Source organism: Dactylosporangium sp. NBC_01737, assembly GCF_035963215.1.
Lineage (GTDB): Bacteria > Actinomycetota > Actinomycetes > Mycobacteriales > Micromonosporaceae > Dactylosporangium.
In genome coordinates, this window is sequence record NZ_CP109153.1 from 11,241,409 (window position 1) to 11,258,835 (window position 17,427).

Genomic DNA, 17,427 nt, shown 5'->3' on the forward strand with positions numbered 1-17,427 from the left:
AGTCGAGTTCATTCCGGTTCCAGTCCAGTTTCTAAAGTAGGCTGCGTGAAATATTGCAGTACATCACTGCGCCATGCAACCCTGTTGCCGTGGTTTTGCACGCGGGTCCGACAACGGTTCCACGTCTCCTCGCCGACCGATCCGCATCGGAGCCGGACCGCGAGGCGCTGGTCGTCGACGGCGTCGGCGCCCTGACGTTCGGCACCTGGCAGCGCCGTGCGGCCGACCTCGCCGAGCGGCTGCGGCAGCGTGGTGTCGCGCCGGGCGATCGCGTCGGGCTGCGGTTCGGCGCGGCCGAGTGGCTCGACTACGCGGTCGCATACGTGGCGGTGCAGCGCCTGGGCGGGGTCGCCGTGCCGGTCCCCGGCGACGCGGCACCCGCGGAGCTGGCGCACGCGCTCGCCGACTGCGGTGCCGCCGGCCTCGTGCACGCGGGCGACGCGCCCGGCGGGACCGGTGGATGGACCCTCGCGGTCGACGACGGCGCGGGCGCGCGGTGCGGCGAGGATCTGTCCACACCGGACGGTCTGGCCCAGATCCTGTACACGTCCGGCACGACGGCGAAGCCCAAGGGTGTCGCCGCCAGCCACGCCAACGTCACGTACGGGTCGGGCGCCCGGCACCGGCCGTTCCGGCACTCGCGCCACCTGCTGCACGCGTTCGCGATCGGCACGAACGCGGCGCAGGTCATGCTGATGAACGCGCTGCTGGCCCACCCCGCCGTGGTGACGGTGCCGCAGTTCACCCCGTTGCGCTTCGCGCGCGCCATCGCACGCTGGTCCGCCGGCACGGTGTTCGTGGTCCCGGCCATGGCGATGGAGCTGCTCACCGTGGCCGGCGGCCACGACCTGAGCAGCGTGCGGCTGCTCGGCTCGGCCGCCGCGCCGCTGCCGGCGCCGGTCGCCGCGCGCCTCTCGGCAGCGTTCCCGAACGCGACGATCGTCAACTACTACACCTCGACCGAGGCCGCCCCGGCGCAGACCGCCATGACGTACGACCCGGAGCGCCCGGGCAGCGTCGGCCGGCCGATCGCCGGCGGTGGCCTGCGCGTCCTGCACGACGACGGGCGGCCCTGCGGGACCGGCGAGACCGGCGCCGTCTGGATGCGCTCGCCCGCCCCGGCGCGCACGTACTTCGGGGGCGGGAGCGGCACCACGAGGCACGACGTCCAGGACGGCTGGGTCCGGATGGGCGACGTCGGCTACCTCGACGCCGACGGCTACCTGTACCTCGTCGAGCGGGACAGCGACGTGATCAAGACCGGCGCCCATCGCGTGTCGACGCTGCAGATCGAGGCCGCCATCCACGAGCATCCGGCGGTCGCCGACGCCGCCGTCGTCGGGCTGCCGCACGAGGTGCTCGGCGTCGAGCTGGCCGCCGTGATCGTGGTCAGCGGCGACACGCCGCTCACCCCATCGGCGCTGCGGGCGTTCCTCGCCGAGCGCCTCGCGCCGCATGAGATCCCCTCCCGCGTCCACGCCGTGGACAAGCTTCCACGCAACCGCGGCGGCAAGGTCGACAAACGATCCCTGCAAAGGAGCCTGACATGATCCAGGCATCCGCGGCGCAGCACGGCATGTGGGTCGCCGCGGCCGGCGCCGCCCCCACCGCCTACCACATGCCGCTGGCCGTCACGTTCGCCCACGACCCGGACGTCGGCCTGCTGACCAAGGCGTGCGCCGCCGTCGTCGAACGGCACGCGCTGCTGTCCAGCGCCGTCGTCGACCGCGACGGCGTCGCCTACCTCACCCGCGCGCCTGCGCGTGCCGCGCTGCGCGGGCCGGGCGAGCCGGCCGGCGAGGAGATCGCGCGCCCGTTCGACCTCGCCGAAGGGCCGCTGGTCCGGTTCGCGCTGTTCGGCCGGACGCTGCTCGTCACGGCGCACCATCTGGTCTTCGACGGGCAGTCCAAGGAGGTGCTGCTGCGCGATCTCGCCGCCTTCTACGCCGGTGAGATCCCGGCGCCGTTACCCGGCACCGCCGAGGACGAGCTGGCCGCCGACGCCGCACGGCTGGCCGCCGGCCGGACCGCGGCGGCCGCGTTCTGGGAGGGCCGGTGGGCCGAGCCGCTGCCCGCGCTCGTCGGCGACCGCGTGCTGACCGGACGCGATCACGGCCCCGGACAGGTGCACGCGTTCAAGCCGCCATTACCCGACCTGCCCGGGCTGACCCGGTTCGAGACGCTCCTTGCCGCGATCCACGCGACGCTCGCCGGGTACGGCAACCCGCGCGTCACGACCGGCGTCGACCTGTCCACCCGGGAGCCCGGCCCGGCCGGCACCGTCGGCCCGTACGCGACGGAGCTCCCCGTCGACTCGCAGTCCGACCCCGACGCCCCGTTCGCGCAGTTCGCCGCGGCAGTGCGCGCCACGCTCCGCGCGATGTACCCGCACCGGTCGGTGCCCCTCGCGCGTGCGGTGCGCCGGCTGCGGCCGCACGCCGCCGTCGCGCCCGTCTCCGTCAGCTACCGCCGCATCGGCGCCGCGCCACGGTTCGACGGCGCCCCGGCGGACGTCGACTGGCTGGCGTTCGCCGGCAGCGTGCGGGGCGACCTGCAACTGCAGGCAGTCGACGACGGCGCGACCGTCACCGCGAGGCTGCGTTACTCCACCGCAGCGGCGCCGGTCGCCGCCCGGTTCGCCGAGGACCTGTGCGAGGTCCTCACCCGGGTCGCCGCCGCCCCGGCGACCCGGGTGCGCGACCTGTCCACTTCGGACGCGTCCGCACCACCCGTCGCGGTCGGGGCGCAGGAGTCCGAGCCGGCGCCGGCGGGAGGCGGTGAGCTCGTCGAGCCGGTCCTGGCCATCTGGCGCGACGTCTTCGGCAACGACGCCATCGGTCCCGACGACGACCTGTTCGACCTGGGCGGCGACTCGCTGACCGCGACGCAGATCATTGCGCGCATGCGCAGGACGCTCGGCCTCGACGTCGACATCGACACGTTCTTCGACCACCCGACGGTCAACGGAGTCGTGCATGCCGCCGGCGACCGCTGAAGCCACCGGCAAGACGGCCGCCGACCGGGCAGCCACGGACGGGACAGCCACGGACCGGGCAGTCTCCGACCGGGCAGTCGCCGACCGGGCGGCGATGCTGCTCATCCGGCACTTCGAGACGGCGCTGCTCGACCTGTTCGCGCGCGGCGAGCTGTCCGGGACCACGCACACCTGCCTCGGCCAGGAGTACGTGCCCGTCGCCGTGAGCGGCCTGCTCGAACCGGACGACCACGTGCTGAGCAACCACCGCGGTCACGGCCACTACCTCGCGCGGTTCGACGATCCGGAGGGACTCCTCGCCGAGATCATGGGCCGGGCGGGAGCCGTGTGCCACGGCGTCGGCGGCAGCCAGCACATCCACCGGCCCGGATACCTCTCGACCGGGGTGCAGGGCGAGAGCCTGCCGGTCGCGGCCGGGCTCGCCCTGCACCTGCGCCGGCACAAGCCGGGTGCCCTGGCATGCGTGTACATCGGCGACGGCACCTGGGGCGAGGGCGCGGTGTACGAGGCGCTGAACCTGGCCGCGCTGTGGCACCTGCCGTTGCTGGTCGTGGTCGAGCACAACGGCATCGCGCAGTCGACGCCCACCGAACGCGCCATGGCCGGCACCGTCGCCGGGCGCGCCGCCGCGTTCGGCCTGGCCCACACGCAGATCACCGCGACCGACCCGGCCACGATCCGGGCGGAGCTGGCGCCGCTGGTCGCTCGCGTGCGCGCCGGTGCGCCGCTGATCGCCGAGTTCCGCACCCCGCGTCTCGGCCCGCACAGCAAGGGCGACGACACGCGCCCCGCCGGCCAGGTCGCGGCACTGGCCGACTGGTATCCGGCCCTCGCCGCCGCCGCGCCGGACCTCGACCGGGCGCAGCGGGACCGCGTCGCCCGCGTCGTCGCCGAGCTGTCGGCCCGCCCGCCCGCCGAGTGGGCCGACCGGTGAGGGTCGCCGAGAACATCAACGCCGCGCTGCACGCCGTCCTTGCCGGCGACGAGCGGGCGTACCTCATCGGCGAGGACCTGCTCGACCCGTACGGCGGCGCGTTCAAGGTCGCGCGGGGGCTCTCCACCCGGTTCCCGGACCGGGTGCTGTCCACCCCGATCAGCGAGTCGGCGATGACCGGCGTCGCGGCCGGCCTGGCCCTCGCCGGCGACACCGCGATCGTCGAGTACATGTTCGCCGACTTCCTGACCCTCGGCTTCGACCCCCTCGTGAACTTCGCCGCGAAGTCCGTGACCATGTACGGCACGCGACTGCCGATGCGCCTGATCGTGCGCTGCCCCAGCGGCGGCGGCCGCGGCTACGGGCCGACGCACAGCCAGAGCCTGACGAAACACCTGCTCGGCGTGCCCAGCCTCGCGGTGTTCGAGATGTCGCCGTTCCGCGACGCGGCCGAGGTGTTCGCCGAGATGCTGGCGCTCGCCCAGCCGTGCGTGTTCGTCGAGGACAAGATCCTCTACACCCGGCGGATGCACACCGTGATCGACCCGTTCACGGTGCGGGTGCGTGCGGGGGTGGCGTACGTCGGTACCGCGGAACCGCCGGAACTCGTCCTCGTCGCGGCGGGCGGCATGGCCGAGCGTGCCATGGCCGCGCTGCGCATGCTGCTGGTCGAGCAGGAGATCGCCGGCCTGCTGGTGGTGCCGTCACGGTTGTACCCGGTCAAGCTCGACCTGCCGCCGGTCGCGCACGTGGTGGTGGCCGAGGACGGCACCGCCGGCGGCACGTGGGGCGCCGAGGTCGCGCATCACGTGCACGCGCGCCACTTCAAGGACCTGGCCGCGCCGGTGACGCTCGTGCACGCCGCCGACACCGTCGTCCCCGCCGCGCCGCATCTGGAGCGTCAGGTGCTCGTGAGCGCCGAGACCATCTACGACGCCATGGTGAGGACGGTCCGTGGCTGAGATCGCGGTGCCCAAGCTCAACACCAACGACGACAGCTATCTGCTGCTCGCCTGGCTCGCCCCCGACGGCCAGGCGGTGGCGGCCGGCGCCCCGGTCGCCGAGGTGGAGACGTCGAAGGCGGTCGAGGAGCTGACCGCCGCGACGGGCGGTGTGCTGCGCCACCGGGCCGCGACCGGCGCCGAGATCGCGCCGGGGCAGGTCATCGCGCTCCTCGACGATCCCGCCGTCCCTGCCGCGGCACCGGTTTCGCATCCGGCCGGCGCCGGCGGTCCGACGATCACCGCACCGGCCCGCGCCCGCATGGCCGAACTCGGCATCACCGAGGAGCGCGTGGTCGCGCTCGGCCGCCCGATCATCCGCCGGGCCGACATCGACACCCTGGCCGCGACACCGTCCACTTCGGATGGACGGCACCTCGGCGCGCCGGCCGTTGTCACGTCCACAATGGACGAACGTTCCACCGGCGCCACGCCCGCGACGCCGTCCGCGGCGGACGCGCCGTCCGTCGGACTCTCCCGCAACCAGCGTGCGGTCGCGCGCACCGTGGCACGCTCCGCCGCCACCATCCCGGCCGCCTACACCGCGACGACGATCGACGTCGGCGTCGCGCTCGACCAGGCGCCCCGGCTGGCCCGCGCGGTGCGGCGGCCGGTCGGCCTCGCCGAGCTGTTCGTCGCCGCGATCGGGTCGGTGCACGCCGGTCAACCGATGTGCTTCGCCCGGCTCGACGACGACGGCACCACCGTGCACCCGTCCGGCGCCGCCCACGTCGGCGTCACCGTCGACCTCGGCGAGGGCCTCTACGTCCCGGTGGTCCGGGGCGCGGACACCGCGACGATCGCCGAGATCGCCCGGACGCTGACCAGGCACCGGGTGACGGCGGCCGGCGGCACGTTCCGCCAGTCCGACCTCGACGGCGCGAACATCACGCTGACGCTGCACCTGGACGCGCACGTGAGCCTGGCGATACCGATCGTGTACCCGGGGCAGACGTGCGCGGTCGCGGTCACCGCCCCGCGTCCCGAGCTGTACCTCGACGACGACGGCCGGCCGGCGACCCGGACCGTGACCCAGGTCGGCCTGGCCTACGACCACCGCGTCATCAACGGCCGCGAAGCGGCCCGGTTCCTGGCCGCATTGGCGCGGACACTGCAGAACCCGCCACACGAGGAGCCGCGATGAGCGCACTGCGCGCCGCCCAGGAGCGACTGTGGTTCCTGCACCAGCTGGATCCGGCCGACGCGTCGTACCACCTGCCGCTCGTCATGCACGTGCGCGGACGCCTGGACCGGGCGGCACTGGAACGCGCGCTCGACGCGGTGACCGGCCGGCACGAGAGCCTGCGGACCCGGGTCGAGCTGCTCGACGGCGCGCCCGTGCTGGCCGCGGCGCCTGACGGCGTCCGCCTCGAAACCGCCGTCGCGACCGGCCTCGAGGCGGCCCGCGACCTGGTCGCCACGTTCGTGACGCGGCCGTTCGACCTCACCGCCGGGCCGGTGCTCCGCTGCCTGCTGATCGACGCCGGACCGGACGGGCACGTGCTCGCCCTGGTCGCCCACCACATCGCGGCCGACGGCTGGTCGCTGCAGGTGCTGCGCCGCGACCTCGACGCGCTGTACCGGGCATACGCCACCGGCGCCCCGGCCGTGCTGCCGAAGCTGCCGGACCTGCCGCCGGCGACGACCGAGGACGCGCCGGACCTCGGGTACTGGACCGGACGGCTGGCCGGCGCGGCGGTCCTGGAGCTGCCAACCGACCACCCCAGGCCCCCGGTGCGCCGCGGCCACGGCAGCTCCGTCGTCTTCGACATCCCCGTCGACCTGCTGCGCCGCCTGGAGGCCGTGGCCCGGGCCGAGCGCACCACCGTCTACACCGCGCTGGTCGCGGCGTTCTCGCTGCTGCTCGGCCGGATGAGCGGCCAGGACGACGTCTGCCTCGGCACGCCGGTCCTCGGCCGCGACGACCCCGACCTCGCCGACCACGTCGGCTGCTTCGCCGAGACCCTCGTCCTGCGGACGGACCTGTCGGGCGACCCGACGTTCCGGGCGCTGCTGCGGGTCGCCCGGCGGACCGTGCTCGGCGCGCTGAGCCACGCCACCCCGTTCGAACGCGTGGTGTCGGCGATCGGCGCACCCCGCGACCGCAGCCGCACCCCACTGTTCCAGGCCATGATCATGTACCTGCGGCAGGAGCAGGACCGTCCGCGCCTCGGCGACCTCGACGTCGCGTTGCTGGACCATCCGTTCGACTCCGCCCGCACCGACGTCTCCCTCGACGTCATCCAAGGCCCCACGGCCGCAGTCGGCGTGCTCACGGTCGACCGCGACCTGTTCGACCCCGGCACCGCGCAGCGGCTGATCCGCCGCCTGCTCGTCCTGCTCGACGACGCGGCCCGCCGGCCCGGCACCGCGATCGGTGACTTGCGCTGGTTCGACGACGACGAGCGGCGCGAAGCGCTGACCCGCTGGAACGGCACCGGCGCCGGGCACGTCACGCCGCTGATCACGCAGCTGTTCCAGGCGCAGGCCCGGTCCGCGCCGGACGCGGTCGCGGTCACCGGCGGCGGCGTCGAGCTCACCTACAGCGACCTCGACGCCGAGGTCGACCGGCTCGCCGCCCGGCTGCGCGGCCGTGGACCGCTGATCGGCGTCGGGCTGTCGCGGAGCCCGGCGATGGTGGTCGCGCTCCTCGCCGTCTGGCGGGCCGGCGCCGCGTACCTGCCGCTCGACCCGGCGTACCCCGCCGACCGGCTCGCGTTCGTCATCGCGGACGCCGGCGTCGGCACCGTGCTCACCGAGTCCGCGTTCGCGGCACGGTTCGGCGCGGCGTCGCTGCTGATCGACGCCCCCGCCGAGGTGGCGCCGGCCACCGCGCCGGAGACCGCCACCGCCCCCGACGACCCCGCCTACGTGCTCTACACCTCGGGGTCCACCGGGCGGCCCAAGGGCGTGGTCGTGCCGCACGGTGCGCTCGCCGCGTTCGTCGCGGCGATGGCCGATGTCACCGGGCCGCAGGCCGGCCGCGTGTGGCTCGCGCTCACGTCGCTGTCGTTCGACATCTCCGGGCTCGAGCTGTACCTGCCGCTCAGCCGCGGCGGCCGGGTCGTCGTCGCCGATGACGGGCAGACCGGCGACGGCGCGGCGTTGCGGGCGCTCATCGCCGGGCACGGCGTCACCGACGTGCAGGCCACCCCGTCCGGCTGGCGGATGCTCCTCGCCGCCGGCTTCGACCATGACGTGCCCGCCGCGCTGGTCGGCGGCGAGGCGTTGCCGGCGACCCTCGCCGCGGAGCTGCGCGGCAAGGTCGGCCGGCTGACCAACGTGTATGGCCCGACCGAGACGACGATCTGGTCGACGTCCTGGCCGGTGCCCGAGCGACCGGCGACGATCTCGATCGGCGGCCCGATTTCGGGCACCCGCGTGTACGTCGTCGACGGCCGGATGCGGCCCGTCCCCGCCGGTGTACCCGGCGAACTCGTCATCGCCGGCGCCGGCGTCGCCCTGGGCTACCTGCGCCGGCCGCGGCTGACCGCCGAGCGCTTCGTGCCCGACCCTTGGCCCGATCCGCAGGGCCCGGCGGGGGCACGCATGTACCGCACCGGCGACCGCGTCCGCCGGCGGGGCGACGGCACCCTGGAGTTCCTCGGCAGGCTCGACACCCAGGTCAAGGTGCGCGGCCACCGGATCGAGCTGGGCGAGGTCGAGACCGTGCTCGCCGGCTGCCCGGGCGTCGCCGCCGCGGTCGCCGCGGTCCGCGACGACGCGCTCGGCGCGTACGTCACGGCCCGCCCCGGCGCCGTCGCCGACCCCGCCGCGATCCGCGACGCGGCCCGCCGCACGCTCCCGGCGTACGCCGTGCCGTCCACCGTCACGGTCCTCGACGCGCTGCCGCTCACCCCGAACGGCAAGGTGGACCGGGCCGCCCTGCCCGACCCGCGACCGTCCGCCGCCGCCGCGTACGTGCCGCCGCGCACCGAGGCCGAAACACGCGTCGCCGCTGTGTTCGCCGAGGTGTTCGGCGCCGCCGAGGTGGGCGCGCACGACGACTTCTTCGCGCTGGGAGGCCACTCGCTGCTGGCCGCCAAGGTCGCGGCGCGGCTGCCCGGCCTGACCGTCCGCGATCTGTTCGACCATCCGGCGGTCGAGGCCCTCGCACGGCGGATCCCCCTTGCGGGCGACACCGGTGGCGACGCCTGGCTGGACGGCGCTGCGCCGCTGACCGACGCCCAGCGCCGCCTGTGGTTCCTGCAGCGCCTCGATCCGCACGACGCCTCGTACAACATGTTCCTGGTGCTCCGCCTCCGCGGCCGCGTCGACGGCGGCGCGCTGCGGCGGGCCCTGGACGCACTGGCCGCCCGGCACCTCGCGCTGCGGTGCGCCTACCCGGAGATCGAAGGCGATCCGAGCGTCGAGGTCGGACCCGCCACCGTGCCGTTCGAGGAGCTCGCCGTGGAGTCCGAAGCGGCGGCCCGCGCCGCCGTCGCGCGCAGGACGAACGCCCCGTTCGACCTGCGCTCCGGCGCGCCGGTGCGGGCCTCGCTACTGCGGCTCGGCCCGGACGATCACGTCTTCTGCCTGGTCATGCACCACATCGCCGGTGACGGCTGGTCGCTCAACGTCCTGCGTGGAGACCTCGCCACGCTCTACGCCGGGCATCCCCTCGCGGCGCTGCCACCGGTACCGGCGGCGAACGGCGACCCCGAGGCCGATCTCGCGCACTGGCGGGAGCGGCTCGCCGACCCGGCCGTGCTCGACCTGCCGACCGACCGGCCCCGCCCGGCCGAGCCCACGCACCGCGGCGGTTTCCTCGGCGCCCACCTGCCCCCCGACGTCACCACCCGCCTCGAGGACCTGGCCGGCCGCGCCAGGACCAGCCTCTTCGCCGTGCTGCTCGCGGCCTACCAGGTGCTGCTCGCCCGGCACACCGGCCAGTCCGACGTCCTGGTCGGCTCGACCCTGGCCGCCCGGGACCGGGTCGAGCTCGAACGGGCCGTCGGCTACTTCGCCCGGACCGTCGTGCTGCGCAACCGGATCGACCGGGCCGAGCCGTTCACCGATCTGCTCGGCCGTGCCCGCGAGTGCGTGCTGGACGCTCTGACCCATACCGAGGTGCCGTTCGAGCGGCTCGTCCCGGACGCCGGGCCGCTGTTCCAGACCATGTGCATCCTGCACACCCAGGACGAGGGCACCCCGGTCGAGGCGTTCGCCGACCTGCACGCGTCGTTCTTCGACTCCGGCTACGGCCACGCCAAGTTCGACCTGATGCTGGAGGCGTGGCGGGCGGCTGACGGCCTGTCGCTGGTCTTCGGCTACGACACCGACCTGCTCGACGCGGCGACGGTCGAACGCTGGGCGCGCCGGTTCGAGGTGCTGTGCGCCGGCATCGCCGCCGACCCGGCCACCGCCGTGGGCGCGCTGCCACTGCTGACCGCCGGCGACGAGGCCCTCGTGCGTTCGCTGTCCGCCCCGGCGACCGACGGGCCGGCGCCGCCGCCGGTGCACGGGCTGCCCCGCCTCGCGGCGCCGGACACGGTCGCGGTCCGCTGCGGCACCGGGGCGCTGACGTACGCCGACCTCAACCGCCGAGCCGACGCGCTGGCGGCCACGCTGCGAGCATCGATTGCCGCGGGCCCGGGGGTCATCGCCGTCGCCGCCCACCGCGACATCGACACCATCGTCGCGCTGCTGGCGATCTGGCGCGCCGGCGGCGCGTACCTGCCGATCGACCCGGCACAGCCGGCCGAACGGATCGCCCGGCTCGTCGCCGGCAGCGGCGCCGTGCTCACCGTCGGGGACGCACCGTGGCCGCCGCTCACGCCCGCGGAAGCGACCCTGGGCGGCGCCGCATACGTGCTGTACACGTCCGGATCCACCGGTACCCCGAAGGCCGTCGTCGTCGACCACGAAGCCCTGGCGGCCCGGGTCGACTGGATGCGCCGCGACTACCGGCTCGGACCCGGCGACACGGTCGTGCAGTTCGCGCCGCTCGCGTTCGACACGCACGCGGAGGAGATCTGGCCCGCGCTGAGCGCCGGCGCCACGGTGCGGCTCCTACCGGACGGCCCGCTCAGCCTGCCCGACGTCCTCGCCGGTCCGGGCGGCGCCGACGTCACCGTGCTCGACCTGCCGACCGCCTACTGGCACGACCTGGTCGCCCAGATCGACGCGATCGCCTGGCCGCCCCGGCTGCGGCTGGTCATCCTCGGCGGCGAGGCAGTGCACGCGGCGGCCGTGAGCCGCTGGCACGCCCGGTTCGGCGGCACCGTACGCCTCGTCAACACGTACGGTCCCACCGAGGCGACGATCATCGCCACCTCGACCGACCTCGGCCCCCTCGACACCGACGGCCCGCCGGCGATCGGCGTGCCGCTGCCCGGGGTACGCATCGCCGTGGTCGGCGCCGACCTGCGACCGGTGCCACCCGGCGCGTACGGCGAACTGCTGCTCGGCGGCGCCGGCCTCGCCCGCGGGTACCTCGGCCGGGACGACCTCACCCGGGACCGGTTCGTCACGTGGCGCGGCACGCGCTATTACCGCACCGGCGACCGCGTGCGGCTGCGAGCCGACGGCCGCCTCGACTTCGCCGGCCGCCTCGACGACCAGCTGAAGGTGCGCGGGTTCCGGATCGAACCGGCCGAGGTGGAGCACCACCTGCTCGCCTGCCCGGGCGTGACCGGGGCGGTGGTGACCGCCCACAACGGCGCCCTCGTCGCGTACGTGGCCGGTGTCGCACCGGCCGACACGCTCCGCGCCCGGCTCGCCGCCCAGCTCCCCGCCCACATGGTGCCCGACCGCTGGATCCCGGTCGACGCACTCCCCCGCACGCCCACCGGCAAGGTCGACCGGCGTGCCCTGCCCCCACCGGTGGACGGCACCTCCGCGGTGACCTTGCCGCCGCGCACCGACGCCGAGCAGCTGATCGCTGACGTCTGGGCCGACGTCCTCGGCCTCGACGGCGCCGGCGTGGACGACGACTTCTTCGCCCTCGGCGGGCACTCCCTGCTCGCCGTGCGCGTCGCCGCCCGGCTGCGCGCCATGACCGATCTCGACCTGCCCATCCGCCTGCTCTTCACGCATCGCCGGCTGGCCGACCTGGCCGCCGCGGTCGAGCAGCGGCTGCTCGACGACCTGGCCGGACTCACCGACGCCGAGGTGGCCGGCCTGCTGGAAGCGGAGACCCGATGACCGTGGATGACGCCCGCCAGGCGCTGCTGGCCCAACGACTGCGCCGGCGTACGGCGACCCGGACCATCCCCACCCGTCCGGCCGGCACGGTGCCGCCGCTGTCGTACGCGCAGGAACGGCTCTGGTTCATGGAGCAGTACACGCCCGGCAACCGCGCCTACCTCGTGCCGGTCGCCAGGCGGATCCGGCGCGCCGTCGACGCCGACCGCCTCGCCGGGGCGCTGCGCCGCGTCGTCGGCCGGCACGAGGCGCTCCGAACCCGGTTCCCGGCACGGGACGACGGGGTCCCGACGCTGGTCATCGACGAGGAACCGGCCGTCGACCTGGACGTCGTGGACGCCACCGACGAGGACGCCGCCCGGGCCGCGGTCTCGTCCCTGCACGCCCGGGGATTCGACCTCGCCGCCGAACAGCCGCTGCGCGCCTCGCTGATCCGGCTCGCCCCGGACCACGCGATCCTGGCCATGACCGTGCACCACATCGCCGTCGACGGCTGGTCCGTGCCGCTGTTGCTGACCGAGCTGATGACCGCGTACGACGACGGCGGCGACCTGCCACCCGTCGCCGTCCAGTACGGCGACTACGCGGCCTGGCAGCGCGACCGGCCGACGGCCGGCGTCGCCCGGTGGGCGCAGCGCCTCGACGGCGTCGAGCCCCTCGCCCTGCCGACCGACCGGCCGCGCCCGGCCGAACTGACCCACGACGGCGGCAGCATCGAGTTCGAGCTCGACGCCGGCCTCGCGGCCCGCGTCCGGGCCCTCGCGGACAATCACGGCGCCTCGCTGTACATGACGATGCTGGCCGCGTACGCCTGCCTGCTCGGCCGGCACGCGCGCCAGAGCGACCTCACGATCGGCTCCCCGGTCGCCGGCCGCGGCGCCCCTGAACTCGAAAATGTGATCGGCTGCTTCGTCAACACCCTCGTCATGCGCGTCGACCTGAGCGGTGACCCGACGTTCACCGAACTGCTGCTGCGGGTACGGGAGACCGCGCTCACCGCGTACGCCGACGCCGACACGCCCTTCGAACGCATCGTCGCCGACCTCAACCTGCCGCGCGACGTGTCCCGGTCACCGCTGTTCCAGGCGCTGCTCGCGGTGCAGAACTACGGCTCCGCGGGCCGCGGCGACGGCCTGGACGGCTACGAGATCACGGCGTGGGCGACCCGGTACGACCTCGAGCTGTACGTCAGCGACACCGCCGGCGGCGGGCTGTGGGGCCAGTTCATCTACAACACCGCCCTGTTCGACGCGGCGACCGTGCGGCGGCTGGTCGGCCATCTGACCGCGCTGCTGCGCGGCGCCGTCGCCGACCCGCTGTCGCCGGCGGCCGCGCTCGACCTGCGCGACGACGGCGAACGCGCCGCGCAGGCCGCCTGGAACGCGACCGCCGCCCCGTTCGACGCCGCTGCCACCCTCCCCGGCCTGTTCGCCGCGCGGGTCGCCGCGACGCCGGCCGCGCCTGCCGTGACGTTCGAGGGCGCCACGTGGAGCTACGCGGAGCTGGACCGGTACTGCGACCAGGTCGCCGCCGCGCTGCGGTCGGTGGGCGCCGGGCCGGGCACGCGGATCGGCGTGTGCGCGCCCCGCTCGCTTCAGCTGCCCGGCGCGCTGCTCGGCGTGCTGCGCACCGGGGCCGCGTACGTGCCGCTCGACCCGGAGTATCCGGTCGAACGCCTGGCGTTCATGGCCGCCGACGCCGACCTGCGTGCCGTGCTGGTGCTCGACCCGCCGACCGGGCTCAGCGAGGCGCTCCCGGTGATCCGCCTCGACGCGCTGGCTCCGGCGGACCCGCAGCCGGACGTCGCGACCGCCGGCGACACCGCCTACGTCATCTACACCTCCGGTTCGACCGGACGGCCGAAGGGTGTGCCCAACGGGCATCGCGGCGTCGTCAACCGGCTCACCTGGATGCAGGAACGCTTCCGGCTCACCGCCGGCGACGTGGTCCTGCAGAAGACCCCGGCCGGGTTCGACGTGTCCGTGTGGGAGTTCTTCTGGCCGCTGACCATCGGCGCGCGCCTGGTCCTGGCCACGCCCGGCGGCCACAAGGACGCGTCGTACCTGCGGACCCTGATGGACCGCGAAGGCGTCACCGTCGTGCACTTCGTGCCGTCGATGCTCGCCGCCTTCCTCGCGGAGGAGACCACGTCCGGCGGTGCCGCCCTGCGCGCCGTCGTCTGCTCCGGTGAGGAGCTGCCGGCCGACCTCGCCCGCCGCTGCCTCGCGGAACTGCCCGGCGCCGAGCTGCATAACCTGTACGGCCCGACCGAGGCCGCCGTCGACGTCAGCGCCTGGGCCGTCACCGCCGCGGCGCTCGGCTCCTCCTCGCGCGTGCCGATCGGCGCCCCCGTCGCCAACACCACGCTGCACGTGCTCGACGACCGGCTCCGGCCGCAGCCGGTCGGGGTGCCCGGCGAACTGCACATCGGCGGCGTCCAGGTCGCGCTCGGGTACCTGCGCCGGCCGCGGCTGACCGCCGAACGCTTCGTGCCCGACCCCTTCGGCGGGCCCGGCGCCCGGCTGTACCGCACCGGCGACCTGGCCCGCTGGCGGCCCGACGGCACGATCGAGTTCCTCGGCCGCATCGACGGGCAGGTCAAGCTGCGCGGCCTGCGCATCGAGCCCGGCGAGATCGAGGCGGTGCTGCGCGAGCAGGCGGGGGTGCGCGACGCCGCCGTCATCGTCCGCGAGGACCGCCCCGGCGACCAGCGGCTCGTCGCGTACGTGGTCGGCGCCGCACCGCAACGCGCCACACTGAAACGGCTGCTGCCCGACTACATGATCCCGGCCGCGTTCGTCGAGCTGGACGTGCTGCCGCTGTCGGCGAACGGCAAGCTCGACCGGCGCGCGCTGCCGGCGCCGGTCCGCACGGCAAGCGGTGGCGCCGCGCCGGCCACCGCGACCGAACGGGTCGTCGCCGACGTCTGGGCGGCCGTGCTCGACCTGCCGTCGGTCGGCGCCGACGACGACTTCTTCGACCTCGGCGGCCACTCGCTGCTGGCGACGCAGGTGGTGGCCCGGCTCCGCAAGGCCGGCGCGGCGGTCGGCGTCATCGACCTGTTCCAGAACCCGACGGTCCGGGAGCTCGCCGCCCTCATCGACCGGCCGGCCGACGGTCCGCGGGCGCTGATCCGCCGGCTCACGCCGAACCGGCCACGGGCCGACATCTCACTGGTGTGTGTGCCGTTCGGCGGCGGCAGCGCCGTGGTGTACCAGCCCCTGGCGGACGCGCTGCCGGAACGGTACGCGTTGTACTCGGTCGCCATCCCCGGCCACGACGTCGGCATCATCGAGGACCGGCTCGACTTCGACGCACTCATCGACCGCTGCGTCGAGGAGATCATCGCGACGATCACCGGGCCGATCAGCCTCTACGGCCACTGCGCCGTCGGGTCGGCGCTCGCCGTGGCCCTCGCGCGGCGGCTCGAAGCGGCCGGCCGCGACGTGCACGCCGTCTACGTCGGCGCGATGTTCCCGTTCGCCAACCCGCGCGGTCGCCTGGCCCGGACCCTGTCGAAGGTCGCGCGGATGGAAGGGCTGCGCAGCGACCGCGTCTACCACAACTGGCTGACGTCGATCGGCGCCGACCTCGGCGGCCTCGACCCGGCGGAGGCCCGGCACATCGTGCGCAACCTGCGCCGCGACTCCGTCGACGCCGAGCAGTACTACACCGAGATGTACGCGACCGGCGCCGAGCGGCTGCGCGCCTCGTTCGTCACCGTCGTCGGCACCCGCGACCCGGCCACCGAGTTCTACGAGGAACGGTTCCGCGAGTGGCACTTCCTGTCCGACCACAGCGCCGTGGTGGTGCTGCGGGAGGCCGGCCACTTCTTCCTGAAGTACCGCGCCGCCGAGATCGCCGAGATCATCGACACGCCGATGTTCTCCTCGGAGGCGCCGGCCGACGAACCGGAGCGCACCTGGTACCGGCACGCCGTGTCGCACGACCGCAACGTCGCCACCGGCCCGCAGCCGAGCCTGGGCCGGTTCGCGGCCGTCTCCGCCGGCCAGCTGGTGTCGATGTTCGGGTCCGCGCTCACCGAGTTCGCGATCCCGGTCTGGATCTACCTGACCACCGGGTCGATCGCGCAGTTCGCGGTGTTCGCGGTACTCGGCCTCGTGCCGGGCCTGCTCACGTTGCCGATCGCCGGGGCGCTCGTCGACCGGCACGACCGGCGGCGCATCGTGCTCGCCGCCGACCTTGCCGCCGGCGGAGTCCAGGCGGTCCTCGCCGCGCTGCTGTGGGCCGGGCACCTGAGCGTCGCCGCGCTCTACCCGGCCACGGTCGCGCTGTCGATCGCGTTGTCGTTCCAGCGCATCGCGTACACCTCGGCGATCCCGCAACTGGTGCCGAAGCGGCTGCTCGGCCACGCGGCCGGCATCGGTCAGCTCGGGGCCGGCCTGGCCCAGCTGCTCGCCCCGCTGCTGGGCGCCGGGCTGCTGGCCACGATCGGGCTGCGCGGCATCCTCACGCTCGACGTGGCGAGCTACCTCGTCGCGTTCGTCGTCGTCCTCGCGGTGCGGTTCCCGGCCACCATGCCGTGGCGCCGCCACGAGACGCTGCGCGCGGAGATCGCCGGCGGCTTCCGGTACGTCTGGGGCAACCGGAACTTCCGGCGCATGCTGCTGTGGTTCGCGGCCCTGAACGTGCCGCTGTCCGCGGCCTTCCTGATGATCTCGCCGCTGGTGCTGTCGTTCGGCGAGCTCCGCCAGGTCGGCACGGTGTCGTTCGTGTCCGCGCTCGGGGTGTTCGGCGGCGGCCTGGTGATGGCCGCCTGGGGCGGGCCGCAGCACCGGCGGATGTTCGGCGTCCTCGTCGCGACCCTCGGTCTGGCCGTGTGCGCGCTCGTGACCGGCCTGCGGGAGAACCTCGTCCTCATCGGCGCCGGCGCGCTCGGCATGGCCCTGGCCCTGACGCTGCTCAACGGCGTGTACACCACGATCATCCAGGTCAAGGTGCCGCAGCGGCTGCACGGCCGGGTGTTCTCCCTGAACACACTGATCGCGTGGTCGACGATGCCGATCGGGTTCGGGATCGTCGCACCGTTCGGCGCCGAACTGTTCCGGCCGCTGCTGCGCGACGGCGGCCCCCTCGCCGGCAGCGCCGGCCTGGTGTTCGGCACGGGCCCGCAGCGCGGGCTCGGCCTCATGTTCGCCGTGTTCGCCGTGGCCATCGCGGCCATCGCCGCGGCCGGGCTGTACACGCTGCGCCGCTTCGACGACGAGGTGCCCGACGCCCTCGCCGACGACCTGGTCGGCCTGGCCGTGCTGGACGCGCCGGCCACCGACATCCGCCACGCCCTGGACGCGGCGGCGCACGCCGCCGAACGCCGTCCCTCCTGAGGAGGA

7 protein-coding genes are annotated in these 17,427 nt (G+C 74.8%); all 7 read left to right on the forward strand.

Annotated elements, in window-relative coordinates; genetic code table 11:
- Positions 1 to 89 precede the first annotated feature (89 nt).
- The 7 genes from OHA72_RS51825 to OHA72_RS51855 are packed head-to-tail and all read left to right on the forward strand — an operon-like array spanning position 90 to position 17,421.
- On the forward strand, positions 90 to 1,550 hold the full coding sequence (locus OHA72_RS51825) for a class I adenylate-forming enzyme family protein (protein WP_327003485.1): 1,461 nt from the start codon (positions 90 to 92) through the stop codon (positions 1,548 to 1,550).
- On the forward strand, positions 1,547 to 2,995 hold the full coding sequence (locus OHA72_RS51830) for a condensation domain-containing protein (protein WP_327003486.1): 1,449 nt from the start codon (positions 1,547 to 1,549) through the stop codon (positions 2,993 to 2,995). Before OHA72_RS51825 ends, OHA72_RS51830 begins: the two co-directional genes overlap by 4 nt.
- Entirely contained in the window at positions 2,976 to 3,929 is a 954-nt protein-coding gene (locus tag OHA72_RS51835) for a thiamine pyrophosphate-dependent dehydrogenase E1 component subunit alpha (RefSeq protein WP_327003487.1), read from the forward strand. The genes OHA72_RS51830 and OHA72_RS51835 overlap by 20 nt, the downstream gene beginning before the upstream one ends.
- A complete protein-coding gene (locus OHA72_RS51840) occupies positions 3,926 to 4,891 on the forward strand; it encodes an alpha-ketoacid dehydrogenase subunit beta (RefSeq protein ID WP_327003488.1) in 966 nt (321 codons plus the stop codon). The genes OHA72_RS51835 and OHA72_RS51840 overlap by 4 nt, the downstream gene beginning before the upstream one ends.
- A complete protein-coding gene (locus OHA72_RS51845; RefSeq protein WP_327003489.1) occupies positions 4,884 to 6,074 on the forward strand; it encodes a 2-oxo acid dehydrogenase subunit E2 in 1,191 nt (396 codons plus the stop codon). Before OHA72_RS51840 ends, OHA72_RS51845 begins: the two co-directional genes overlap by 8 nt.
- Positions 6,071 to 12,076: a non-ribosomal peptide synthetase gene (locus OHA72_RS51850; protein WP_327003490.1), complete on the forward strand. Its 6,006-nt coding sequence runs from the start codon at positions 6,071 to 6,073 to the stop codon at positions 12,074 to 12,076. The genes OHA72_RS51845 and OHA72_RS51850 overlap by 4 nt, the downstream gene beginning before the upstream one ends.
- Positions 12,073 to 17,421, forward strand: coding sequence for a non-ribosomal peptide synthetase/MFS transporter (locus OHA72_RS51855; RefSeq protein WP_327003491.1), 5,349 nt, complete (start codon positions 12,073 to 12,075; stop codon positions 17,419 to 17,421). The genes OHA72_RS51850 and OHA72_RS51855 overlap by 4 nt, the downstream gene beginning before the upstream one ends.
- Positions 17,422 to 17,427: the final 6 nt, after the last annotated feature.